This window comes from Pseudomonas sp. HT11 (genome assembly GCF_044875395.1).
GTDB lineage: Bacteria > Pseudomonadota > Gammaproteobacteria > Pseudomonadales > Pseudomonadaceae > Aquipseudomonas.
This window is the reverse complement of sequence record NZ_CP173217.1, coordinates 3,957,725-3,980,562: the sequence shown is the minus strand read 5'-3', so window position 1 is coordinate 3,980,562 and position 22,838 is coordinate 3,957,725. Positions and strand designations below refer to the sequence as shown.

At 56.6% G+C, this 22,838-nt stretch carries 27 protein-coding genes and 1 pseudogene; 23 read left to right on the top strand and 5 right to left on the bottom strand.

Going from position 1 to position 22,838, the window contains the following annotated elements; translation table 11 throughout:
- Nucleotides 1-32 precede the first annotated feature (32 nt).
- The 3 genes from ABWL43_RS18270 to ABWL43_RS18260 all read right to left on the bottom strand — a co-directional run bounded on the left by ABWL43_RS18270 (nucleotide 33) and on the right by ABWL43_RS18260 (nucleotide 3,580).
- Entirely contained in the window at nucleotides 33-269 is a 237-nt protein-coding gene (locus tag ABWL43_RS18270) for a hypothetical protein (protein ID WP_369301047.1), read from the bottom strand.
- A gap of 173 nt (nucleotides 270-442) precedes the next feature.
- Entirely contained in the window at nucleotides 443-2,221 is a 1,779-nt protein-coding gene (locus ABWL43_RS18265; protein ID WP_404483454.1) for an EAL domain-containing protein, read from the bottom strand.
- A 1,164-nt stretch (nucleotides 2,222-3,385) separates the two neighbouring features.
- Entirely contained in the window at nucleotides 3,386-3,580 is a 195-nt protein-coding gene (locus tag ABWL43_RS18260; RefSeq protein WP_178119726.1) for a carbon storage regulator, read from the bottom strand.
- 180 nt (nucleotides 3,581-3,760) lie between these two features.
- Here ABWL43_RS18260 and ABWL43_RS18255 point away from each other — a divergent pair, with 180 nt between their 5' ends.
- Together ABWL43_RS18255 and ABWL43_RS18250 are read left to right on the top strand one after the other, a co-directional pair.
- Nucleotides 3,761-4,132, top strand: a complete 372-nt coding sequence (locus ABWL43_RS18255; RefSeq protein ID WP_404483451.1) for a chemotaxis protein — start codon at nucleotides 3,761-3,763, stop codon at nucleotides 4,130-4,132.
- Entirely contained in the window at nucleotides 4,132-4,449 is a 318-nt protein-coding gene (locus ABWL43_RS18250) for a hypothetical protein (RefSeq protein ID WP_145163864.1), read from the top strand. Before ABWL43_RS18255 ends, ABWL43_RS18250 begins: the two co-directional genes overlap by 1 nt.
- 125 nt (nucleotides 4,450-4,574) lie before the next feature.
- Here ABWL43_RS18250 and ABWL43_RS18245 read toward each other — a convergent pair whose 3' ends face one another.
- A complete protein-coding gene (locus tag ABWL43_RS18245) occupies nucleotides 4,575-4,823 on the bottom strand; it encodes a hypothetical protein (RefSeq protein ID WP_145163866.1) in 249 nt (82 codons plus the stop codon).
- Between the two features lie 710 nt (nucleotides 4,824-5,533).
- On the opposite strand from ABWL43_RS18245, the gene ABWL43_RS18240 reads away from it, so the two are divergent.
- From ABWL43_RS18240 to ABWL43_RS18220, 5 genes are read left to right on the top strand one after another with little or no spacing between them, the layout of a single operon-like run.
- A complete protein-coding gene (locus ABWL43_RS18240) occupies nucleotides 5,534-6,157 on the top strand; it encodes a putative metallopeptidase (protein WP_242201979.1) in 624 nt (207 codons plus the stop codon).
- A 30-nt stretch (nucleotides 6,158-6,187) separates the two neighbouring features.
- A complete protein-coding gene (locus ABWL43_RS18235; protein ID WP_242201978.1) occupies nucleotides 6,188-6,649 on the top strand; it encodes a DUF2280 domain-containing protein in 462 nt (153 codons plus the stop codon).
- Nucleotides 6,636-7,937 carry a terminase large subunit domain-containing protein gene (locus ABWL43_RS18230; RefSeq protein WP_145163871.1) on the top strand — a complete coding sequence of 434 codons (1,302 nt, stop codon included), beginning with the start codon at nucleotides 6,636-6,638 and terminating at the stop codon, nucleotides 7,935-7,937. The genes ABWL43_RS18235 and ABWL43_RS18230 overlap by 14 nt, the downstream gene beginning before the upstream one ends.
- Nucleotides 7,934-9,352 carry a DUF4055 domain-containing protein gene (locus ABWL43_RS18225; RefSeq protein ID WP_404483448.1) on the top strand — a complete coding sequence of 473 codons (1,419 nt, stop codon included), beginning with the start codon at nucleotides 7,934-7,936 and terminating at the stop codon, nucleotides 9,350-9,352. The genes ABWL43_RS18230 and ABWL43_RS18225 overlap by 4 nt, the downstream gene beginning before the upstream one ends.
- Nucleotides 9,327-10,421, top strand: coding sequence for a minor capsid protein (locus ABWL43_RS18220; RefSeq protein ID WP_145163875.1), 1,095 nt, complete (start codon nucleotides 9,327-9,329; stop codon nucleotides 10,419-10,421). The genes ABWL43_RS18225 and ABWL43_RS18220 overlap by 26 nt, the downstream gene beginning before the upstream one ends.
- Here ABWL43_RS18220 and ABWL43_RS18215 read toward each other — a convergent pair.
- Nucleotides 10,386-10,853, bottom strand: a complete 468-nt coding sequence (locus tag ABWL43_RS18215; protein WP_242201983.1) for a hypothetical protein — start codon at nucleotides 10,851-10,853, stop codon at nucleotides 10,386-10,388. The genes ABWL43_RS18220 and ABWL43_RS18215 overlap by 36 nt on opposite strands.
- 78 nt (nucleotides 10,854-10,931) lie before the next feature.
- Here ABWL43_RS18215 and ABWL43_RS18210 point away from each other — a divergent pair, with 78 nt between their 5' ends.
- The 16 genes and pseudogenes from ABWL43_RS18210 to ABWL43_RS18135 all read left to right on the top strand — a co-directional run.
- Nucleotides 10,932-11,660 carry a hypothetical protein gene (locus tag ABWL43_RS18210; RefSeq protein ID WP_145163877.1) on the top strand — a complete coding sequence of 243 codons (729 nt, stop codon included), beginning with the start codon at nucleotides 10,932-10,934 and terminating at the stop codon, nucleotides 11,658-11,660.
- A 13-nt stretch (nucleotides 11,661-11,673) separates the two neighbouring features.
- Nucleotides 11,674-12,639: a major capsid protein gene (locus ABWL43_RS18205; protein ID WP_145163879.1), complete on the top strand. Its 966-nt coding sequence runs from the start codon at nucleotides 11,674-11,676 to the stop codon at nucleotides 12,637-12,639.
- Between the two features lie 47 nt (nucleotides 12,640-12,686).
- On the top strand, nucleotides 12,687-13,271 hold the full coding sequence (locus ABWL43_RS18200; protein ID WP_404483445.1) for a hypothetical protein: 585 nt from the start codon (nucleotides 12,687-12,689) through the stop codon (nucleotides 13,269-13,271).
- Between the two features lie 59 nt (nucleotides 13,272-13,330).
- Nucleotides 13,331-13,834, top strand: a complete 504-nt coding sequence (locus ABWL43_RS18195; protein ID WP_145163883.1) for a DnaT-like ssDNA-binding protein — start codon at nucleotides 13,331-13,333, stop codon at nucleotides 13,832-13,834.
- 17 nt (nucleotides 13,835-13,851) lie between these two features.
- Entirely contained in the window at nucleotides 13,852-14,223 is a 372-nt protein-coding gene (locus ABWL43_RS18190) for a hypothetical protein (RefSeq protein WP_145163885.1), read from the top strand.
- On the top strand, nucleotides 14,220-14,876 hold the full coding sequence (locus tag ABWL43_RS18185) for a hypothetical protein (protein WP_404483443.1): 657 nt from the start codon (nucleotides 14,220-14,222) through the stop codon (nucleotides 14,874-14,876). Before ABWL43_RS18190 ends, ABWL43_RS18185 begins: the two co-directional genes overlap by 4 nt.
- Nucleotides 14,873-15,067, top strand: a complete 195-nt coding sequence (locus ABWL43_RS18180) for a hypothetical protein (protein WP_404483441.1) — start codon at nucleotides 14,873-14,875, stop codon at nucleotides 15,065-15,067. Before ABWL43_RS18185 ends, ABWL43_RS18180 begins: the two co-directional genes overlap by 4 nt.
- Nucleotides 15,067-15,483 carry a phage tail terminator-like protein gene (locus tag ABWL43_RS18175; protein WP_404483439.1) on the top strand — a complete coding sequence of 139 codons (417 nt, stop codon included), beginning with the start codon at nucleotides 15,067-15,069 and terminating at the stop codon, nucleotides 15,481-15,483. The genes ABWL43_RS18180 and ABWL43_RS18175 overlap by 1 nt, the downstream gene beginning before the upstream one ends.
- Before the next feature lie 72 nt (nucleotides 15,484-15,555).
- Nucleotides 15,556-16,212, top strand: a complete 657-nt coding sequence (locus ABWL43_RS18170; protein ID WP_161547981.1) for a phage tail protein — start codon at nucleotides 15,556-15,558, stop codon at nucleotides 16,210-16,212.
- Nucleotides 16,213-16,215: 3 nt separating this feature from the next.
- Nucleotides 16,216-16,596, top strand: a complete 381-nt coding sequence (locus ABWL43_RS18165; RefSeq protein ID WP_404483437.1) for a phage tail assembly chaperone — start codon at nucleotides 16,216-16,218, stop codon at nucleotides 16,594-16,596.
- Nucleotides 16,597-16,643: 47 nt separating this feature from the next.
- Nucleotides 16,644-16,916 (top strand): DUF1799 domain-containing protein, encoded by a 273-nt coding sequence (locus ABWL43_RS18160; RefSeq protein ID WP_367241995.1) that lies wholly within the window; start codon nucleotides 16,644-16,646, stop codon nucleotides 16,914-16,916.
- Between the two features lie 27 nt (nucleotides 16,917-16,943).
- Entirely contained in the window at nucleotides 16,944-20,006 is a 3,063-nt protein-coding gene (locus tag ABWL43_RS18155; RefSeq protein WP_404483435.1) for a phage tail tape measure protein, read from the top strand.
- Nucleotides 20,006-20,344 (top strand): phage tail protein, encoded by a 339-nt coding sequence (locus ABWL43_RS18150; RefSeq protein ID WP_145163896.1) that lies wholly within the window; start codon nucleotides 20,006-20,008, stop codon nucleotides 20,342-20,344. The genes ABWL43_RS18155 and ABWL43_RS18150 overlap by 1 nt, the downstream gene beginning before the upstream one ends.
- Nucleotides 20,345-20,355: 11 nt before the next feature.
- The gene (locus ABWL43_RS18145) at nucleotides 20,356-21,108 is read left to right on the top strand and encodes a phage minor tail protein L (protein WP_145163898.1); all 753 of its coding nucleotides are present in this window, start codon (nucleotides 20,356-20,358) and stop codon (nucleotides 21,106-21,108) included.
- A gap of 2 nt (nucleotides 21,109-21,110) precedes the next feature.
- Nucleotides 21,111-21,878: a C40 family peptidase gene (locus tag ABWL43_RS18140; protein WP_404483432.1), complete on the top strand. Its 768-nt coding sequence runs from the start codon at nucleotides 21,111-21,113 to the stop codon at nucleotides 21,876-21,878.
- Nucleotides 21,879-22,038: 160 nt separating this feature from the next.
- A pseudogene (locus ABWL43_RS18135) lies at nucleotides 22,039-22,815 on the top strand (PAS domain-containing protein); the annotation flags it as partial.
- Nucleotides 22,816-22,838 lie beyond the last annotated feature (23 nt).

Genomic DNA, 22,838 nt, shown 5'->3' with positions numbered 1-22,838 from the left:
GTTAGGACTGCCCGCCGCCATGGTCATGTTTTTTAGAGGTCTTTCTTCATCTCTTTATCTACGTGGCGATCGCCCTTGTGCCGCTCGTTTTCTAGATGCTTCGCTTCCTTATCAACATCATGCTCGGCGCGGTCAGCATCTTTGTCTGCATTACGTACATCCGTGCGCACGTCTGTGGCAATATCCCCCTCGGCGCTAGCGATGGCCGCTTGTGACATGATTCCCGCAGCTAGACACGCCACAACGAATACTCCCTTATATCCACGCATATCCTATCTCCGATTTCAGTCGTCCCTGATTGGGTCTAGTAAAACTAGACGGAGAATTGAAGGTTCTCAATGCTGGAGTCGAAGTTTTCTAAGCGCGTATAGAGGCGGGGCTCAGCGCGGAGGCTGAGAGATCAAATGCGCCTCGGCATAGCACAAAATTGGGTGCTCTCGCCTTATCGAGATTCAGGTCGAAAACCTCCCTTTTGCAACCACTCGGTCAATAGACCTGCGCTCAGAGGCTTAGTAATCAAGTACCCTTGGGCCTCGGTGCAGCCCCATTGGCTAATGAGGGACAGAATCTTTTCGGTTTCAACTCCCTCTGCTACTACCCGATATCCCAGTCCTTTAGCGAGCTCGATCAATGTCTTAACGAGTCGCCTGTCTTTTTCATTTGCATTGAGGTTGCTAATTAGTGATTGGTCAAGTTTCACCGTGTTAACTGGAAGCTGTCGTAGATATGACCAGTTGCTGTAACCAGTGCCAAAGTCGTCCACAGAGACCTCTATGCCCAATTTTCGTGCGCGCTCCAGTTGCGTTATTACCGTTACGGGGTCGGACATAAGCATGCTTTCAGTGAATTCCAGCTCTAAATCGTCTGGATCAAGGTCGCTCTCGCCTATAAGGTCTTCGATTCGATCTACGAAATTCGAATTTTCAAGGTCGCCAACAGTTACGTTCATGGCCACTCTCAATTTAATCCCTTGTTCCTTCCACTCTTTTGCTTGAGTGGCAACTGCATCAAGTACCCAGAAAGTCAGAGGTCGCATTAATGCAGTCTTTTCAGCCAAAGGAATAAATTCAGCTGGACCTATAGGGCCGAGTGTCGGGTGGGTCCAGCGGATTAACGCCTCAACACTTTCGCAGGAAAAATCCGACAGGTTTATTTTCGGATGGAAAACCAAATTTAATTGGCTGGCTGACCGGACGGCCTCAGATAATGAGCTTAGTAGCACAAACGCCCGTTTCTGTGCTGCATCTAACTTCGGTTGATACAGTGACCATCCCAGATTGTGAACTCTAGCGTCGTCAGCAGCTCCAACCACTAAGCGAAGCCAGTCTTTCTCCCCTGAGTCGATAAGAGGTAACACGCCAATGCCTGTCTGCATCTGTATGGGAATCCCTTTGCAATCAACCGGCCGTTCGAAATCTGATAGTATCTTCATACACAGAGTCTCTATAGGGTCTATCGCATGTAGAAGAAAGCCAAATCGTGTAGGGCTGATTTTATATAAGACGCAACCTTTTGGTAATATCGCTTGAAGGCGAGTCTTGACGTTGAGCATTAGTTCCTGTGAGAAACTGTACCCGAGAGCTTTTACAACGTCGTTTAGAAATTTAGGTGAGATAACGTCCACAGCATAAAGATAATGTTCTTGGTCAGTGGTGCTGACGAGTCTTATATCTTCTTCCAATCGGAGTCGATTAAATAGGCCAGTTGGCTGGTCAATGTAGGTGCGTGAGCGTAAGCCCGTCATTCGCATAATTACGAGTTGAGCGAAATAAACGAGCATTCCCATGTCTCGTTTGCTCATTGGTTCTCTACGAGATGTATCGATAATGCAGAGACTACCGAGAGAGAAGCCATCATCTGTAAGAAGAGGCGCGCCAGCGTAATACCTAATATAAGGTGGTCCATTTACCATAGGGTTATCTTTGAAGCGTTCGTCCATTCTAGCGTCTAAAACCTCTAAAGGGTTTTTGTCAAAAAGCGAGTGCGCGCAGAACGAAATACCGCGAGATGTTGAGTGTTCTGGGATTCCAATCCGAGCTCTAAACCATTGCTTATGCTCATCTACAATGGATATCAGTGCGATCGGTGCGTTGAAATATTCTGAAGTGATAGCGATTAACTTTTCGAAAACCTCATCACTCTCTTGGTCGCATGAGCAAAATTCTGCCACGCGCTTCAAGCGCACCTCTTCATAATCTGGGGTCGAATCGGCAGCATCCATGATCACCTCCGCTTGGAACACATATGTGTGTGAACATATCAGATGCTCATCACCAATTCGACTGCATTTATCTATGATGGTCATAGCTTTATTCGGTAGGATTGGTGCCGAAAGCGAGCTCATATGTTTAGGGTCGCCTAAAGCCGCTAACAATTCCCCTAAAATACTTGATGCTTAGCAACTGTAGCTATAAAAAATCTCCTTTTATCACAAAATGGAGTTGCGTCGAGTGAGAAAGTGAGAGATTATCCGCCCATACTGTCGATCTTACGCGTTTTGAGTTTGTGTAAAAAAAATGGCCGCGACGCTTCATTTTTCGCATCCATGGCTGGCTTTCTTTTCCGAGCGCTGCGCAAACGGGGCAGCTAAGGTGTCCTTATCGACCCGATCCCGAGCAAAGTGCGCACGTATCTAGATCTCTCCGGCCAATGCCAATGGAGAGGAGTGCTGCTTCGAACCTCTCGCCGTCCCTCATATTCGACAACCAAAGTTTTTGGAATATTTGGCGCTAGGCCTTCCGCATGATCTGCACACTGAGTTGGGCGTCGATTAAATATCGACCTCACTTTAATTTCATTGATTGTGACGTCCCTATTCGGGCACCCAGCATTCGCTGGATTTTTCCCGATAAGAGGCACAGAAAAGATCTGTACCCTCAATTCAGCCCAGTGAGCGGCTAGGTACCCGCGGTCAGGGCTCAGACTCAGATCGAGCAAATTGCGCGGGTGGTTATGAATGATGCGCAGTCTTCTCGCATTACTGCTCTCGTAACAGAAATTTCTGCGATGAAACTGCAAATACTTGGTGAGTCTGGAGAAGGATAGGAGGATAAGTTTTTTTGGAACGCCGCTTGACCGAGGTCGAGTAGCGCCTTTCAGGTTGATCAGTCGTCAACTTTGCTAAATTTGCTTAAAACGTAGTTCCGTAACTGACGGACGGTCATTGACTTTTCAATCGATATACAATTAGCGCCAGAACTATGGTTGACAAGTTTGATACCAATTAGTATGTATCCAATGCTCATAATTTTCCCTTTTTAGAGCTGTTTCTTTAGTGGGATTTCGATACTAGCTGTAATAACTGGCCCGCCATTATGCGGGCTTTTTCGTTTTCTGCCCCGCCACCCCTCGCTCTGAGCAGGGAGTGCAGCCTGCTAACCCCGTTTCAAGCAAGTTCTACTGCGCCGTTCGGACGCTTGGGTATTTCATCGTCGTGAATACCACTCACCGCTTTGATTGATATGCGTTCGGGTGCGCTGAGGGCTAAATACACCGTATCTTCAACGACCTTAGCCACGTTGATTTGGATTTCGTCGCCTATACGCAAGCGCTTATTGGGAGTTCTAGTAATGACTAACAAAAGGCGATCCTCTCTGCTCAATTACTCATTTCGACGTCAATATTCCCTATCCGAAGCAAAATTGATGTAGGAATTATCTGATTTTTTGTGTGGAAATATCTTTTTGTCTCCGCTTCTGAATGATGCGGAACATGCAATTATTGAATCCCAGAATGGGAATAAATGCGGTTTGGAGTGAAGATGGACCCTACTGACCTAGGCCCAGGCACAGCTACCTGGCTGTGCGGTAGTGCCACCGTGGTACTGGGCGGCCTGCTATGGCTGCGCCGGTTCCTTTCTAAGGATGCAACTGACCGAGCAATGGACAGCGCCGATATCGGCACACTGAAGCGACTAAACGAGTTGCTGAACCAGGAGCGCGCCGCTCGCAAAGAAGCCGAGGCCCGCGCCGATCAATTTGCGAAGGAGCGGAATGACCTGGCAGCTGCCGTTGGGCGCATGGAAGGTAAGATCGAAGCGCTCACCAGCCAGGTAGCTCAACTCACTGACCGCGTGACGCAGCAGAGCGATGAGATCACCCGCCTTCGCACCAAGCTGGGAGGAATCGCCTAATGGACAGATGCGCATTGGAATTTATCGCACGCCGCTGGTGGCGCCGGGCCGAAGTTTGGACCATTGCTGTAGTGCTGGTGGGTGGTGGGGCAGTACTGGGTTACCAAGCCGCATACTGGTCGCTCGCTGATAAGCAGAGCAGCCAAGTGACCGACATGCGAAAAGCCTACGACACCGCCATGACTGAGCGCGACAAGCGCCTAGAAGAGCTGAGCCGCCGAACCGGTACCGCCGCCGACCAAGCCACGAAGGCTGCGACGACTGCTGCCAAAGCTGCCGACAAAGCGGATGAAGTCCTAAACCGAGCACCCCAGTGATGGCGTACTGCGGGTGCGCTGCCTACTTAGTTAAGTAGATTAGGTTGCTGGCCTCCTGAGCAGGCTAGATGAACGCTCAGATCGTCATAAGCAAGAGTAAGTGAGTGCGACATCGCTCTATACGTTTATCGCTTGACGAGGTGCAGCGCGTGCTTCCCTCTTCGAGCAGGACTATGCATTGCTCCATCGAGGACGCTCAGCCGGCGAACTTGCGCTTGAAGAGCAATCATTGCACCTTTGAGGTGCTCAATTTGGTCTATGAAAGATGGATCTTGAGCAAGTGGAGTGCCTTTGATCATTGCGAGGGTACTTGCCAGCTGCCTGTAATTATTTGCGGCATGGGCAAGCTCTCGTTCAATTTCTTCTTTATTCACTAGCGCTCCAAATTTTTTATTTGCACCTAAATATAGGTCGGCACTGGCGCTCAGAAAGTTTAATTGGTGTGACGAGCGGCTAACGGTACGCCGTACCCAACGCGCCATATTTTTCGAATGCGCCCAAACGTGGCGCGAGGCTTTGCAACTGAGCAACCTCGTCCGACTGCTTCACAGTACGCCAGTGATCCCGGATATCAATACTGCGGTAAGCGCTATCGACAAGGCTATTGCCGATGCCACGGCAGCGTTGTCTACCAGCGTTCCTAAAGGCTTGATCATTGGATTGCTCCATGGTCACCATGCAGGCCTATGAGATGGTATCTCAATGAATACCATTGCCCACTAAAACGGCCTGATCGATTGTGACTTTGAGGTAGCCAGCGGTGAATCAACACCGATACTGCTCGCTATCGTCTGTTAATAAATGAGATTTGAGCTTCCACTCTCGCCCGAATGGCGCTGGATTTCCCTTGGAAGTGAATGGTTCCCTTTGGATAGATGTTGATTACCATGCCATCAGGAAATACAAACTGTAGGGCTCCGACCGCATTGACCGCAGACCGACTGGCATCAGGGTATGCATTTTCAATATGCTTAACGAGTCTTCGGGGGTCATGGCATGACATCACCATTTGCTGCTCCTTAGCTATGCGAGTCACATATTTGCAGGTATTAGCTACTTATTTCAAGTTTGGAAAGGTGTGATTTTGAGTTGGCCGAGACCCCCTCCCTCAGCGCTTCATCTGGCCGATCTGCCAGACTTCCTAATTCGCCTAACACCAGCGCCGGAGGTATGGGACTGGCTACAAGCCGAGATACTTGCCGACACCGGCAGCCTTTACAACCAAGACCATGCCCATTTGCTGGATGCAGGTATCCGTTTCATGTGGGCGTCGTCGAGCTTCGAGAAACAGGGACTCACAGTTCTTGGCCAGGCCGAACAGGTAGCGTTCCGCGCCGGCGGTTGGCAGAAAGCCCGGATGGAGCAACAGATGCGTGATTGGTTCGGCGACGTGCCGGCCTTCATCATCACCCTGGCGGCCGACTACTGCGCCCAGTGCAGCGACCTTGAGTTCTGCGCCCTGATCGAACACGAGCTGTATCACCTGGCTCATGCGACCGACAAGTACGCTCAACCAGCATTCACCCAAGACGGCGCACCGAAGATCAAGCTGCAGGGCCACGACGTTGAAGAGTTCGTCGGTGTCGTCCGCCGTTATGGTGCAAGCCCTGACGTTCAAGCGTTGGTGGACGCTGCAAACAGTCCTGCTGAGGTGGGGAAATTGAACATATCGAGGGCCTGCGGAACCTGTCTGCTCAAGTCGGCCTGATTTTAGACAGGTTAAGACGGATGATCGCCAATGGCAGCTCTTCGAAGTGAGGTGAAAGCCTTTATTGTTCAGGCTCTCGCGTGCTTTGACACACCTTCTCAGGTGGTTGAGGCGGTCTTAAAAGAATTCAACGTTGTTGTCACTCGTCAGCAGTGCGAATCACACGACCCAACAAAGGCAGCCGGTAAGGCGCTGGGCGAGAAGTGGGCAACGATGTTCCGAGAGAGCCGCAAGCGGTTCCGCGAAGAGACTGAAGACATCCCGATCGCCAATCGAGCCTTCCGACTGCGCGCCCTGAGCCGCATGGCTGAGAAAGCCGAAGGCATGAAGAACATGGCGCTCACTGCCCAGCTACTGGAGCAGGCTGCCAAAGAGTGCGGCGACATCTACGTCAACCGGGCACGGAAGGAAGAGGCCGGTGATGAACCGGTGATCCCGACCCGCATCCAGGTCGACGTGGTGGATGCGAGGAAGCCGAATGCCGAGCCTTAACGTTCCGCAGGCTCAGTTCCTCACGCTGCCTCACAAATTCCGTGCGTTCGTTGCCGGGTTCGGCTCAGGCAAGACCTGGGTGGGCTGTTCGGCACTGAGTAAGCACTTCATGGAGTGGCCCGGCGTCAACGCTGGCTACTTCGCACCGACTTACCCGCAGATCCGGGACATCTTCTATCCGACCATGGATGAGGTGGCCTACGACTGGGGGCTCAAGACCAAGATCAACCAGGCGAACCACGAGGTTCACATCTACAGCGGTCGGCAGTACCGCGGCACTGTGATTTGCCGGTCGATGGAGAAACCGCAGACGATTGTCGGTTTCAAGATTGGTCACGCCCTGGTGGATGAGCTGGACGTACTGACTGCCATCAAGGCTCAGCAGGCCTGGCGCAAGATCATTGCCCGTATGCGCTACAACCTTCCGGGGCTGAAGAACGGCGTGGACGTCACCACGACGCCGGAAGGCTTTAAGTTTGTCTTCCTGCAATTCGTGAAGCAGTTGCGCGACAAGCCGTCACTGAAAGAGATGTACGGCCTGGTGCAGGCCAGCACGTTCGACAACGAGCTGAACCTGCCGGATGACTACATCGCCTCTCTGATGGAGTCATATCCGCCCCAGTTGATCATGGCGTACCTCAAGGGCCAGTTCGTCAACCTTACGTCGGGAACGATTTACACGGCTTACGACCGCAAGCTCAACGGGTGCTTCGACACCGTGCAGCCCGGCGAGCCGCTGTTCATCGGTATGGACTTCAACGTCGGGAAGATGGCGGCGATCACCCACGTCAAGCGCGACCAGGGGTTGCCCAGGGCCGTGGATGAGCTTATCGACGGTTACGACACGCCCGACATGATCCGCCGGATCAAAGAGCGCTACTGGCAGCACGACGGCAACGACTTCAAGAAGACGTGCGAGATCAGGATTTACCCGGATGCCTCGGGTGATTCACGCAAGTCCCTGAACGCCAGCATCACCGACCTTGCCATGCTCAAGCAGGCCGGGTTCGCGGTCATCGCTCCAGCGGCAAACCCGCCCGTGAAGGACCGAATCAACGCAATGAACGCCGTCTTCTGCAATGCGCAGGGCGAGCGCCGCTACCTGGTCAACCCGTTCACCTGCCCAACTTATGCCGATGGCCTGGAGCAGCAGGTGTGGGGCGCGAACGGGGAGCCAGACAAAACCGCCGGCATCGATCACGCGAACGACGCCGGCGGCTACTTCATCCACCGCGAGTACCCGATCATCAAACCGGTCACCGCTATCAAAATGGGATACGCCCGATGAGCAACGACGTCTCCTTCAAACGGGCGGAATACACGGCAGTCCTGGACCGCTGGGCGACCGTTCGCGACGTCTGCGCGGGCCAGCACCGGGTAGTCGATCGGCTGCCGTACATAAACGCGCACGACAAGTCGCCGGAGAACGAAGACCGGAATCGGGCTTACCGCGAGCGGGCGGTGTTCAAGAACGCAACCGGGCACACCCGTAACGGGCTGCTGGGTCTGGCCTTCCATAAAGACCCGACACTCACGGTGCCGAAGAAACTGGAATACCTGCAGGACAACGCCAACGGCTCCGGAGTGAGCATTTATCAACACTCCCAGGGAACGCTTGAAAAGGTGCTTGAAGCTGGTCGCCACGGTCTGTACGTCGACTATCATCAGGACGACGGCATCGGCGGGCACTCGGTGATCCTGTCCTACTGCGCTGAAGACATCATCAACTGGCGCACAGGCATGGTGAACGGTCACAGCGTGCTGACGCTGGTGGTCCTGCGCGAGTCGCCGGAGATTCCTGACGGCTTCGGCTACAAGACGGCTGAGCAGTACCGGGAGCTGGCGCTTGAGGATGACGGCTTTGTTTGCCGCGTCTGGCGCCGGTCCGGTCCGAAAGGTGGCGGGCCGCTTGCGGTCATCGACGAGTTCAAGCCCGAAGGCGTAACCGGTCGCCTCAAGGAGATCCCATTCACCTTCGTCGGCGCGCAGAACAACGACCCAAGCATCGACGAGTCGCCGCTGTACGACATCGCCATGATCAACCTGGGCCATTACCGGAACAGTGCCGATTACGAAGACAGCGTCTTCTGGTGTGGTCAGGCTCAGCCGTGGATCAGCGGCCTTGATGAGCAGTGGCGCGACTGGATGGAGAAGAACGGCGTCTATGTCGGCTCCAGGGCGCCGATGATGCTGCCGGCGGGTGGTGCATTCGGCTACGCACAACCGGCGCCGAACACGCTGGTCAAGGAGGCAATGGCCGATAAGAACCAGATGATGATCGAACTCGGCGCACGGATGGTGGTGGCTTCACTTGCCACCAAGACAGCTACCGAGTCGCGCGGCGATCAGTCGGCATCCACATCGGTGCTCGCTGGCTGTGTGGCAAACGTCAGCGAGGCATACACGCGAGCCATCATGTGGTGCTGCGCTTACATGGGGATTGCCGACAAAAAGGTTGCCTACCAGGTCAATCAAGAGTTCGTAGAGCTGACGGCTGATCCGCAGATGATCGCTGCGTTGGTTTCGCTCTGGCAGCAACGCGGTTTCGCTAAGGCCGACTTGCGGACCTACCTGCGCAAACTTGGCCTGATTGCGCCAGAGCGTACAGACCTGCAGATCGACGGCGAATTGCAGGAGCAGGGCGACGGTCTAGGCCTGGACGATGAGGACAAACCAAATGGCGGCAAACCAAGCAATCCTTGACGCCACGATCCGGCACGCGGTCTTCCTCGAAAAGCTCAAGGCGGGGGAGGTGGGCAAGTTTGCACCCTTCCTCAAGGAGATTGACCGATGTATACGGGATCGGCTGATCCAGTCGGACCTGACTGAGTACAACGTCAAGCGCCTGGAAGCGCTGCTGAAAGAGGTGGATAGCCTGCTGCTGGGCATCTTCGACCGCTACAGCGCGCAACTGAACCTCGACCTGGTGGACATCGCCAACTACGAGGCCGAATTTGAGGCGACCAGCCTTGCCAGGTCGGCGCCGGTTGGCGTTTCGCTGGATGTGGTCGCGCCGACGGCCGCTGCAATTCGCACCGCAGTGCTGACGAACCCGCTCAGTGTACGTGGCACCGGCGGCGGGAAGCTGCTTAAGGCCTTCATCAAGGGCTGGACCAGTGCAGAGCGTGAGCGCGTCACCGGCACGATCCGGCAGGGCTTCTTCGAAGGGCAGACGAACTTCCAGATCATTCGCAACATTCGCGGCACCAAGGCGGCAGGGTACAAAGACGGCATCCTGGCCACCACCAACCGCAATGCCAGCACGGTCGTGCATACCGCGATTCAGCATGTGGCCTCCCAGGCGCGGATGGAGGTCGCAAAGGCCAACACGGATATCGTGCAAGAGATCCAGATGGTGGCCACGCTGGATAGCAAGACCAGCCAGTTGTGCCGCTCGATGGACAAACGCAAGTTTCCGGTGGATTCCGGCCCAAGACCGCCTTTCCACCCTAACTGCCGCACCACCTTCATTCTGTTGACCAAGCTCAGCGCGATGTTCGCCAAGGGCGCAACGCGTGCCTCGGTAGGTGCTGACGGCGGAAAGCAGGTCAGTGCTGACATCGATTACTACCACTGGCTCCAGCAGCAGCCAGCCTCGTTCCAGGACGAGGCAATCGGTCCTATGCGGGCCAAGCTGTTTCGCGAGGGTGGTCTAAGCGTTGAACGCTTCGCAGAGCTGCAGCTTGATCGCAACTTTGCGCCATTGACTCTCGCGCAGATGAAAACACTGGAACCACTAGCGTTCCAAAGGGCAGGCGTCGGCCCGAATTGATCCTAAGGCGTCTGATATCAAGCCCCACGCCTCTCTGTACTGCTCAAGATCGGGCAAGTGCTTCAGGTCCACCTTGCTCCAGCCCTCAGATCTAGGAAGGGCCTGGATCGTTGCTACTGGCAAAACATAGTAATGCGGTGGGATAGGCTGCTTTTTTCCGTCTGGAGATCCGCGATTGAGGAATACCGCGACCACAAATTCGCAATCGAAGTTTTTGATGGGGAATCCAGTCGCACCTGTTCTCCAACGGCTTTTTACCTGAACTCGAACGGAAGAGTTTTGCGCAGCGTCGGTAGCCACGATGTCGTATCCAGACATGTTGGTATAAGTCTTGTAAGCGGCGATTTTGTGAATCAGCAATTGCCCTAGCACGAGAAATTCAGCTCCTTCGCTTTCCAGCCTTGTGTCCATCCGCGCCATAACTTTCACCATTTTTATCGCCCCTGAAATAGGGACGCGATTTCATTTGCCTGCGAGGCAGGCTAATCCAAACCCAAGGGGTGCATCAACGTGGCAGAAGAAAACGAAATCGACCTGGAAAACCCGGCAATCAAGGCCGCTATCGCGACTGCCGTTGAAGCATCTGTGTCTGGTCTCAAAACCAAGAACTCGGAACTGCTGGGCAAGCTGAAGGAAACCTCCGGCAAGCTGACCCAGTTCGAAACACAGTTTGAAGGCATCGACATTGAAGCCGTCAAAGGACTGCTCAACCGTGCCGGGCAGGACGAAGAAACCAAGCTGCTGACCGAGGGCAAGGTGGACGAAGTCTTCAACCGCCGGACCGAGCGTCTGCGTGGTGACTACGACAAGCAGCTGAAGACCATCAGCGAGCGCGCCGAGAAGGCTGAATCGTTCGCTGCTAAGTTCCAGGGCAAGGTTCTGGGTGACTCGGTACGCGGTGCGGCACTGAAGGCCGGCGCTCTGCCAGAAGCAACCGACGACATCATCCTGCGCGCCAAAGGCGTGTTCACCCTTAACGAAGATGGCGATGCAGTCGCCGTTGATGAATCCGGCCAGGTCATCCTCGGTAAAGACGGCAAAACCCCTTTGACTCCGCTCGAATGGGCGGAATCTCTGCGCGAAAGCGCACCTCATCTGTGGCCAAGGGCTTCAGGGACATTTGCCCCGGGCGGGGGTGGCGGCAAGGCTGCATTCAAGCGCTCCGAAATGACCTCCGAGCAGAAGCGCGACTTCCAGCGCAAGCACGGCCAAACCGCATATCTCGCATTGCCCAAGTAAGGAGATTGACCCCATGGCTACAACCGTTAACAGCGACCTGATCATCTACAACGATGAGGCGCAAACCGCATACCTGGAGCGTGTCCAGGACAACCTGGATGTGTTCAACGCATCGTCCAACGGCGCGATGGTGCTGGACAACGAGCTGATCGAAGGCGACTTCCGCAAGCGCGCGCTCTACAAGCTGAGCGGCTCTCTGGAGCATCGCGACGTCAACTCCGACGGCAAGGTAACTGCCAAGAAGATCAGCGCCGGCGAAGCTGTCGGCGTCAAAGCTCCCTGGAAGTACGGCCCGTATCAGACCACCGAAGAGGCATTCAAGCGCCGCGGTCGTCCGGTCGAGGAGTTCTCCCAGATCGTCGGCGCCGACGTTGCTGATGCGACCTTGGAAGGCTTCATCCAGTACGCAACTGCTGGCCTCCGTGCCGCCATCGGCTCCAACGCTGACATGGTGGTTTCGGCCAACATCGAAACCGACGGCAAGAAGACGCTGACTCGCGGTATGCGAAAGTTCGGCGACAAGTTCGGCCGTATTGCTCTGTGGGTCATGCACTCCAGCGCCTACTTCGACATCGTCGACGAAGCCATCACCAACAAGATCTACGAAGAAGCTGGCGTTGTGATCTACGGCGGCCTGCCGGGCACTTTGGGCAAGCCTGTACTGGTGACCGACACCGCGCCGGCGGATGTGATCTTCGGCCTGCTGCCAAACGCCGTAACCATCACCGAGTCGCAGGCGCCGGGCTTCCGTTCCTACGAAGTGAACGACGAAGAAAACCTGAGCATCGGCTACCGCGCGGAAGGCACCGTGAATATCGATGTGCTGGGTTACAGCTGGAAAGCCACCACTGGCGGTTCCAACCCAACCCTGGCTGCAGTCGGTTCAGCTGCCAACTGGATTAAGCATGCGGGCAGCAACAAAGTCACCGCCGGCGTGATGATCACGCTGACCGCAACGCCTCCTGTTACTGGCGGTTAAGCCTCAAACTCAACGCGCGGTCAGCAATGGCCGCCTTGGAGAAACACATGGAACTGACTTACAGCAACCAGCTGAGCGGCTTCGACCCGGAGAAGCGTTACCGCAATCCGGAACACTTCGATAAGCCCGAGGCCGGTGTGACCAGTGTGCTGGTGATTGGCGATTGGCCTGGCGTGGTAGAAGCGTATCAAGCGGCCGGCATCGACGTGTCAGTGAGGGAAGCCAAACGGGTGCAGATTATTGGTGCGGGCAGCCAGTCCGAACTGGAAAAGGTGATCTTGTCTTTGCGTGCTGAGCATGGATCGATTCAGATACTTGTTGACGGCCTGGAGGCTGGCGAGATTAACCGCCCCGAATCCGGCGAGCTGGCGCTGCGCTTGTTTGAAGTGCTGAGCACCATCCATGCCTCGGTTGGTGAGCTGACGACTGAGCGTGACGGCCTGGCCTTGAATGTCGACGCACTTCGCGGAGAGGTTGAAGCGCTGAAGAAGTCTGCCCTCACGCCGCCGGCTGACGAGGCCGGTGAAATCGCGGCGCTGAAAGCAAAGCTCGATGAGGCCAAGGTCCAGTATCGGGCAAACGTCTCCAAAGAATCCCTGGAAAAGCTCGTCGCTGAGCTGCCCAAGGAGTAATACTGCTGGCTGTCGGTGTTCCGGCGGCCATTTTTCAAAACATGCCAGCGAGTTGACGTATGACACTCATCATCGAGGACGGTACCGGCAAGCCTGACGCCGAAAGCTACGCGAGCGCCGAGGACCTGGCCATGTATGCCGTGAAGTTCGGCACGGTCATCCCCGCAGGCGTTCCCGAGCAGGAAGCGTTGCTGCGCCGGGCCGCCTTGGCGATGGATGGCATGACCTGGAAGGGAAGCAAGACGAATAGCGAGCAGGGACTGTCCTGGCCGCGCCGGGAAGTGCTGCTGGATCACGAGATCAAGCCGAACAACTACCTGCCGGCGCGTATTCAGTACGGCCAAATGGCGCTGGCCGCCGAGATCCATCAGGACGATATTGACCCGGTGGAGAAGCGGAAAGGAGCGGTGACGCTGGAGCGTGTTGAAGGTGCGGTCACCCGCGAATACGCGACGATTTCCAACACCAGTGGCCGACTGTTGCCGGCGGCGCCTGATCGACCGAGCGCTACGCAGTTTGCCGACTACTTACAAAAGCGCGGGTTGTTCGCGATCCGCGCATAGCTGTAACGGAGACCACCATGGCCACCTTCTACGACGAAATGGCCGTGATGGCTCTGGATATGATCACAGAGTTCGGCCAGCCCGTGACCATCAGCAAGACGGAGCCGGGCGAGTACGACCCGGACATCGGCGGCGAAGCGCCTGGCGCAACTGTTGACCAAATCGCCCAAGGCATCCTGCTCGACTTCACCGGCCTAGAATTCCAGAACAACAGCCTCATCCGGCAAGGCGACAAGAAGCTCAAGATCGCTGCGCAGGGTTTGGCCTGGGTGCCAGGCCTACTCGACAAAGTGGTCGTCCAGGGGCGTACCTGGTCAATTATTCCTCCGCTGAAAGAGGTCAACCCAGCCGGGACGCCAATCCTGTATGAGCTGCAGGTGCGCTCGTGAGCCGGGCAGGCGCTGGCCAGTCAGGCAGCTTCGCCCTGAGCTTGGCCGAGTTCGCCGCCCAGGCCAGTGAAGCAATCGACGCGAGCCTGCGTGAAATCATCATCGAGATTGGCAGCAGCATCATCCGCATGTCGCCGGTGGGCAACCCTGAGATATGGGCCGCGAACGTCGCTCACCGGGAATCCAATGCCCGCGTTGCCGATGACTACGACTTCAAAGTCGCCGTCCGCAACACGCTCATCAACCTGAACGAGTCGAACTTCACGAAGGCAGGCAACCTCAAGCGCGGCGTGAAATATGCCAAGCCTCTAACGAAGGCCGAGCGCCACCAGAACTTCAACGTGAATGGCCTGGTCGCCGGTCAGGACTATGTCGGCGGCCGATTTCGGGCGAACTGGAATTTCTCTATTGGCTCTGTCGACAACAGCTTCCGCATTCACCCGGACCCGACAGGAGCTGAGGCGACTGCGCGGCTTGTGGCGGGCGCCATTGAGTTTAAGGCCGGCGAAACGGCTTTCATCGTAAACAACTTGCCCTACGCGATTCCGCTGGAGTTCGGCCATTCCACCCAGGCCCCCGGCGGCATGGTCCGGGTAACCGTGGCTCGCTTTCAGCAGATCGTGCTGGAGGCCATCAGGAACAACCAGGTATGAAGTTCGAAGACGTGCTGGTTCGCCCGGTGATGCGCTACACGCTTTGCGATTGCGGCGGAAGGCTGGTGCAAGTCGAAAACGCCCCGGTAATGCTGTCGCTTCCTGCGCGGTACCTGCACCAGTGTGCCCTCTGCGGTCGAGAGCAAAGCTTGCGTGGCGTATCGCCTTCGCTTGTCTACGAGGTGACCTGATGTCACACGCAATCATCGCCTCAATCTACGAGGCCAAGCTCATCGCCTGGAACGCTGCCAGGTCGGAGAAGCTGAAAATTGTTTTCGAGAACACGGCCTACACGCCGGCAGCAGGCGAGACCTACCTGCGAGCCTTCACTATCCCGGGCGACACCGTGAGCAACACGCTCGGCGGTGATCACCGGCTGTTCACCGGCGTGTTCCAAATGAGCATCATCGCACCGGCGGGCACGGGTAAGACCAAGACGAACCCTGTAGTGGCTGACCTGACCGATCTGTTCCCGCTATACGCTAGGGACACGAAGGGCCCGGTCACCGTGGTGACCATGTCCCCGGTCGACCCAGGCCCCGGCATCACCGGCGATTCCACCTACACCGTACCGGTCTCGTTCTTGTACCGAGCCGACACGAACTGATCCCGCCCATTGGGCAAAACCACGAACCCGCCATTGAGCGGGTTTTTTCATATCTGCTAAGAGGAAATACCCATGGGCTACAAGATTCCGGACGGCGGCACCTTCCAGCACGGTGCCACCTATGGCCCGGACATCCCGTTTACGGCGCTGAGCAACGCGGCTGAGGCCGTGGCCACTGTAACTGGCGGCACACTGTCCGCTGGCGACATCGTGATTGTTACTTCCGGCTGGACTCGCCTGGGCAACCGGGTTGTGCGCGTGAAGGCGGCCACTGCGACCGCCATCACCCTCGAAGGCATCGACACCACTGACCTACAGATTTACCCAGCCGGCTCCGGCATCGGCTCGCTGAAGAAGGTGCTGACCTGGGTACAGATTCCGCAAATCACCGATGTCGCTTTCGCCGGCGGCACCCAGAACTATCTGGACGTGGTGTTCCTGGAAGATAAGCAAGGCCGCCAGATGCCAACCGACAAAGCGGCGGCCAGTTTGGCGCTGACCATTGCGGATGACCCGGGCCAGGCGTTCAACGCCATCCTTCGCGCCGCTGATGCCAGCCAGACCATTCAGGCTGCGCGCCTGAACCTGCCGGGCAACGACACGCTGTTCTACGGCGCCTTCACCTCCTTCTCCAATCAGCCGACTGTATCCCGCAGCAACTTGCTGACCCGCACCGTGAACCTGGCGCTGCAGGGTGAACCGACCCGTTACCTGACAGCGGTGGCGTAACCCATGGCAAAGATCAGAATCGCCCAGAACCCGACGTTCAAGGCCTTCGTGTTGATCCCTATCGTTGGGGGCGAGCCCGAGAAGATCGAGTTCACCTTCAAGTATCGGGATCGTCCAGGGCTTGCCGCCTTGTTCGATGAATGGACCCTGAAGCGCGACGAGGCACAGGCCGCCCTCGGCGATAAGCCTACGCTTTCCGAAATCGTAGTCGCTGACACTGAGCAGCAAGCGCAGCAGATCAAGGACCTGGTGGTCGGCTGGGGCTTCGATGACAAGTTCGACGATAAGAGCATCCTGGCATTGGTGAAGTCCTGCCAGGGCGCTGCTGAGGCAGTTGTGAATGCCTACCAGAACGCATTCAGCCAGGCCCGCCTGGGAAACTGACAGACGCCGCCCGCGCACTCTACGCGCCGGCGGCACCTGCTGAACTGATGGGTCTGTTTGGGCTTTCCCCGGGTGACCTTGAAGAGGTGACCGAGGTATGGCCCTGCAACTGGCCGGCGTTCTTCCTGTTCAACCGGATGTCGACTCAGTGGCGGGCGGGCGCCGGCGGCGCGATCGGTCTCGACTACAACTGCATCTGCGACGTAGCCGGGTTCCTCGGCATCAAGAAAAAGAAACTCGCTGAAATCTTCCCTGACATTCAGGTGCTGGAAGGCGAAGCCCTGCGCGTCATGGCGGAGGAAAGGGAAAACAGCCCGTAACCACGGGCACTTATTCAAGGTGAGTCGATGAACATTGCAGAACTCGGCGTCAAGATCGACTCGGCCGATGCAGTCCAGGCGAAAACGGACCTGGATGAAATGGCGAAGGCCGGCGGCCGGGCCGAGCAGTCCGCCGTTTCGCTGATGAACGAAATGCAGGCGCTGGAGAAGTCGCTTTCCACCATCGCAAAGACTACGCAGGACCTGGCAAAGCAGCGTGACGCGCTCACCAAGTTGACCAAGACCGGCGCCTACGGCGAGGCCGAGGCGGCGAAGATCTCGGCGCAGCTCGATAAGCAGCAAATCGCCTTGGCCAAGTCTGCGATGGACGAACAGAAGGCCCTGAACAGCCTGCTGGGTGCCATTGACCCGGCCCGCGCCGCATTGGCAAAGCTGGATACCCAGGTCGAGCAACTGGGCAAGCACCTGGATGCGGGCCGTATCAACCAAGAGCAATACAACCAAGCCCTAAAGAAGATCGATGGCAAGTATGCCGAGATCGACAAGACAAGTTCGGCGTTTGCCGGCCTCGGACTGAACACCAAGGCCGCCCGGCAGAACGTGGTTCAGCTGGGAAACGCTCTGGCTGAAGGCAACATCCGCATTGCAGCGCACAACATTCTGGAGCTGGGGACCAATGCCGGTTCATCGGCAATTCGGATCGCAGCAATGGCCGCGCCTATTGGGCTGGCTGTCGCAGCAGTCGGCGCACTCGCTTATGGATTTGTTCAGGGTAGAGCCGAAACCGACAATTACAACAAGTCGCTGATCCTCACCGGCAACTACGCAGGCGTCAGTGCCGGACAGCTCGGCGATATGGCGCGCCAGGTCAGCGCTACTGTCGGATCTACGGGGCAAGCAGCCTCTGTCCTGGCCCTGCTGGCTGACAACGGAAAGATCGCAGGTGCGAGCTTTACCGAGATCACTCAGGCCGCCGTGTCGATGCAGGAAGCCACTGGCAAAGCTGTGAGTGAGACAGTAGGGGAGTTCTCCAAGCTGGCGGACGACCCTGTCAAGGCGTCCGCCGCGCTAAACGAGCAGTACCACTACCTGACTGCCTCGGTTTACTCGCAAATCGTGGCCCTGGAAAAGCAAGGCGATCACGCCGGCGCCGTGAAGCTCGCGACCGATGCCTACGCTGATGCGATCAATGAGCGCACTCCAAAGATTCTGGCAAACCTCAGTCTTTGGGAGAAGGCGTACAACGCCGTGGCGCGCGCCGCCGACGGGATCAAGAATATTGGTCGTCGCGACATCAACGCGGATATTGAAAGCGCGAAGGCGGACCTGCTTGAAGCGCATAACATGGACGGTTTGTTCCAAAACAAAAAGTCCAAAGACGCGCTGATTGAGTTTCGGCAAGATCGCCTGAATATGCTGGAAGATGAGAAGGCGGCCCAAGCCGATATCGCGAAGTGGGAGGGTGACCAAGCCAAGGCCCAAGGCGAAGCCGTATCATCGATGGCTAAAATCGATGCTTTGACTAAATCGTCATGGACGAATGAGCAGAAACGCGCCGACGCCCTCAAGGACTACAAGAAACAGCTCGACGATATCCGCAAGGTAGCGCCGAACGATCCTCGCCTGGCTCAGGCAACGGTCGACAAAAACATCGCCAATATCAACGACAAGTTCAAAGACCCGAAGGCCGCCGGTTCCCAGGTGGACTTAACCAGTTTCAACAACGCTAAGAACGACCTGTCGGCGATCACCGACACCTACAAAAATTACCAGAAGGAACTGGAAGCGGCTCAAAAGGCTGGCTTGCTGTCCGAAGAAGACTATCTGCTGCGGCGCCAGGCGCTTATCGGCAATCAGCTCGACCAGACAACGGCGGCCTACGAGGCCGAGATCGCCGCCCTTGAAGCCGCAAAGGGGAAGAAGACCACGTCGGCCGCGCAGACCATCCAGCTCGACCAGAAGATCGCTGACGCGCGAGCGGGAATGGTCAAGGCACAGAAGGACGCTGATAGCCAGCTTGAAGTGCTGGCGACCAACGAGACCGGGCGCCTGGCGAAGCAAGAGCGCGCGATCAGCACCTACGTGCAGGCACTGGGGCAGCAACAACGAGCCCTGGAGCTTGCCGGGCAGCGCGCCGTGATTGGCGTAGGCCAGGGTGACCGTCAGAACGCACTCAGCGGCGAACTGAACAACCAACAGGACCGATTTGCTCAGCAGTCGCTGGAGCTTGCCAACCAGAAGTCTGACCCGTCGCGGAACATGTCGGAGGAAGAGTTCAAGCGTAAGTCGCAAGCGCTCGCCGACGCGAATAAAGCTGCCACTGACCAGATTCGGCAGAACTACGCGGATGTGGAGGCTGCCCAGGGTGATTGGACCAAGGGCGCAACAGCGGCATGGGACAACTACCTGGATTCGGCAGCCAACATTGCCGGTCAGACCAAGAGCTTGTTCGGCAACGCCTTCAGCTCCATGGAGGACTCAATCGTCAACTTTGCCATGACCGGGAAGCTTTCCTTTGCCGACTTTACCAAGTCGATCTTGGCGGACATGGCTCGTATTGCTACCCGGCAGGCGAGTTCTGCTTTGTTGGGTAGCCTGGTAGGGGCGGCGGCGAGTTACTTCGGTGGTGGCGCGGCTGGCGGCGGCAATGGTCTCGCGGCAGGTTCCGTTGGCGCAGCGTCGTCGAACCTCGGCGCCTCGGCGGCTGGTTACTCCAACACCTACTTCCCACAAGCCAACGGCGGCGCCTGGTCGGGCGGCGTGCAGCTGTTTGCCGATGGCGGCGCCTTCACGAACTCCATCGTCAGCAAGCCCACAGCGTTCGGCATGGCCAATGGCAAGACCGGTGTCATGGGCGAGGCTGGGGAGGAGGCAATTATGCCCCTGACCCGGACGTCGAGCGGCAAGTTAGGGGTCATGGCCATGGGCGGCGGTGGGGCTGGCGGAACGCAGATCAATGTCGAGGTGCACATCGATGGCGATGGCAACGCATCATCCTCCGCCGACGCGCCTGGCTACGACCTGTTCGGCAAGGAGCTGGCGGCTTTTGTGGAGCAGAAGTACCAGCAGATGCGCAACAAGGACATGGGCCAGGGCGGCGTTATCAACAAAGCAATCAAGGGGCGCTGATGGCAATCGAACGATTTACATGGGCAACGGAGAAGGGCGCGGAAGGGGAGATTACCCAGCGCGTCCGGACCAAAAAGTTCGGCGATGGCTATGAGCAGTCGGTCGAGGATGGACTGAACAATCAGTCGGAATCCTGGCCGGTGACGTTTACCGGTATGGGTACGCGAATCCTGGAGATCAGGAAGTTCCTCGACAGGCATAAGGGGGCAAAAGGCTTTCTCTGGACGCCGCCCCTCGGCGAGCTTGGCCTCTACAAGTGCAACGGCTACAAGCCAGTGCACCGCGGCGGCCAGGTCTACGCCATCACCGCTACCTTCCAGCAAACCTTTCATCCCTGAGATAACCACCCATGGCACTGATCACGGACATCCAGAAACTGGAGCCCGGCGGCGAGATTCGCCTGTTCGAAATTGACGGTACCGAATACGGCGCCGATTACCTGCGCTTCCACGGTCATGCTATCCCGCACACGCCGGACGAACTATTGGCATACGAGGGATCAGAAGCCGATCTGCCGGCTAAGTCGATTTGGTGGCAGGGTGCCGAGTACGCGGCCTGGCCGGTGCAAATTGAAGGTATCGGTTCCAGCAGCGACGGAACAGCCACTCGCCCGACATTTGCCGCCGGCAACATCAATGGGCGTGTCACAGCGCTGTGCCTGGCGTTCGAGGACCTGCTGAAGTTCAAGCTCACTGTCCGCGAGACGTTGGCGCAGTATCTGGATGCAGCGAACTACCCGGAGGGCAATCCGACTGCAGACTCGACCCAGGAGGCGCTGGAGATCTGGTACATCGACCAGAAGACCAGCGAGGACGGCGAGGCGGTGGTCTGGGAGCTGTCGTCTCCTGGTGAGATCGACAACCATGGACTTCCCGGGCGCCAGATGACGACGTTCTGCCACTGGGCCATGACCAATGGTTACCGAGGGCCGGACTGCGGCTACACCGGCGCGGCCATGTTCGACGACGAAGACAACCCCACGGATGATCCGGCCAAGGATCAGTGCAAGGGCTGCCTGTCGTCCTGCAAGTTGCGATTCGGCGAGAACAACGAACTGTCCTTTGGCGGATTCCCCGCCGTGTCTCTCATTGCCCGGAGCTGACCATGCGCAAGCACATCATTGCGGCCATCCAGGCGCATGCGGCGACGGAGTATCCGCGAGAGTGCTGCGGCCTGCTGTTGGCCGTGGGCCGCGCGCAGAAGTACTTCCCGTGCCGGAACATAGCCAAGGAGCCGAACGAAGAGTTCCGGCTTGACCCCGAGGACTACGCCGCGGCGGAAGACTTGGGCGAGGTGACCGGCATCGTCCACTCGCACCCGGACGCCACCAGCAGGCCCTCACCGCATGACTTGGCCATGTGTGAGGCCACGGCTTTGCCATGGCACATCCTGTCTTGGCCCGAGGGTGACTTGCGCACGATTACGCCGGCGGGTAGCACGCCGCTGCTCAAGCGCCCGTTCGTGCACGGCGCTTGGGACTGTTGGCAGGTTTGCGCCGATTGGTATCAGCGGGAATGGGGGCTGAAGTTTGAAGCCTTCCAGCGCGTCGATGGCTGGTGGGAGAGTGCAGAGAACGTAAGCCTGTACGAGCAGCATTACGAGGCAGCCGGCTTTGTGCGAGTCGACCGGCCACAGCGCGGCGACCTAATCGTCATGCATGTCGGGCGGACTGTTCACCCGAACCACGCTGGGATTTACCTGGGCACAGACCCGGCACTGCCCGATGAAGAGTCGGGTACGTTCGGCATCGGTCCATTCCTACTACACCATCTTTACGGAAGGCCATCTGAGATCATTGTCTTTGGCGGATCTTGGTATGACCGAACCAGCTTGATTCTCCGGCACAAAGACGCCATGAGCCAATTGAAATAATTTTATTTAGCGCCAGAGTCGCTGAATTCTGCAGCCTCTGGATGTTGCAGCATCGTCGCTCAACTATACTGTGCACAGCAAAACTGTTTTCCCCTCGGATGTCCTCAATTTTCGCCAGAAGATGCCGATAGGACTGGTGTGATCACAGAGGCGATTTCCTATGTTCAACGCTAACCTTAAGAAACAGCTTCAATTTCAAAATAATGAGCTGTTGGAGCTGCGCCAGCTGCGCGATGGCCTTAACCGTGAAATGTTAACTTTGAGTATCGACTCAACGTTTAGAATTACGGCATGTAACGACAATTTTGGAAAAGCACTGGGCTATGCTCCGGATAGTCTTTTAGGTCGCGCAATGGCAGAGATTGTGCCGCAGTACGTATCCAAACTAGAGTGCTTTCATAACTTCCGATCCGCGGTTGCCGCAGGCAGATCGATCACCGACGATTATAGGTACCTTCATGCTGATGGCTCATTAGTCTGGATTCATGCACATTGGCAGCCAATCAAAGATGAGAGTGGCCAGTTGAGTCATGTTACTTGCTACGCTACTAACATTACTTCTCGAGTAGAAAAAGCTTCGGAAAATGCGTCATTTATTGAGGCGCTACTACGTTCTACAGCGGTGATCGAGTTCGATCTCTCTGGAAATGTACTGATGGCAAATGATCAGTTTTTACAAGCTATGGGCTACAGCCTAAAACAAGCAAAAGGGAGCCATCACCGAGTTTTCTGTAAACCAGAGCAAGTTTCATCCCAGGAATACAAGGATTTCTGGTCAGCGTTGAATAGAGGTGAGTTTATTGCCGGCCGATTCGAGCGCTTAGACAGCCGCGGCCAAACGGTGTGGCTGGAAGCAACCTACAACCCTGTTTACGACACCGAAGGTAAACTTTGTAAAGTAGTAAAGTTCGCGACTGTGGTGACGGATCAGGTGGCCCGTGAGCAAGAAGTCAGCGGGGC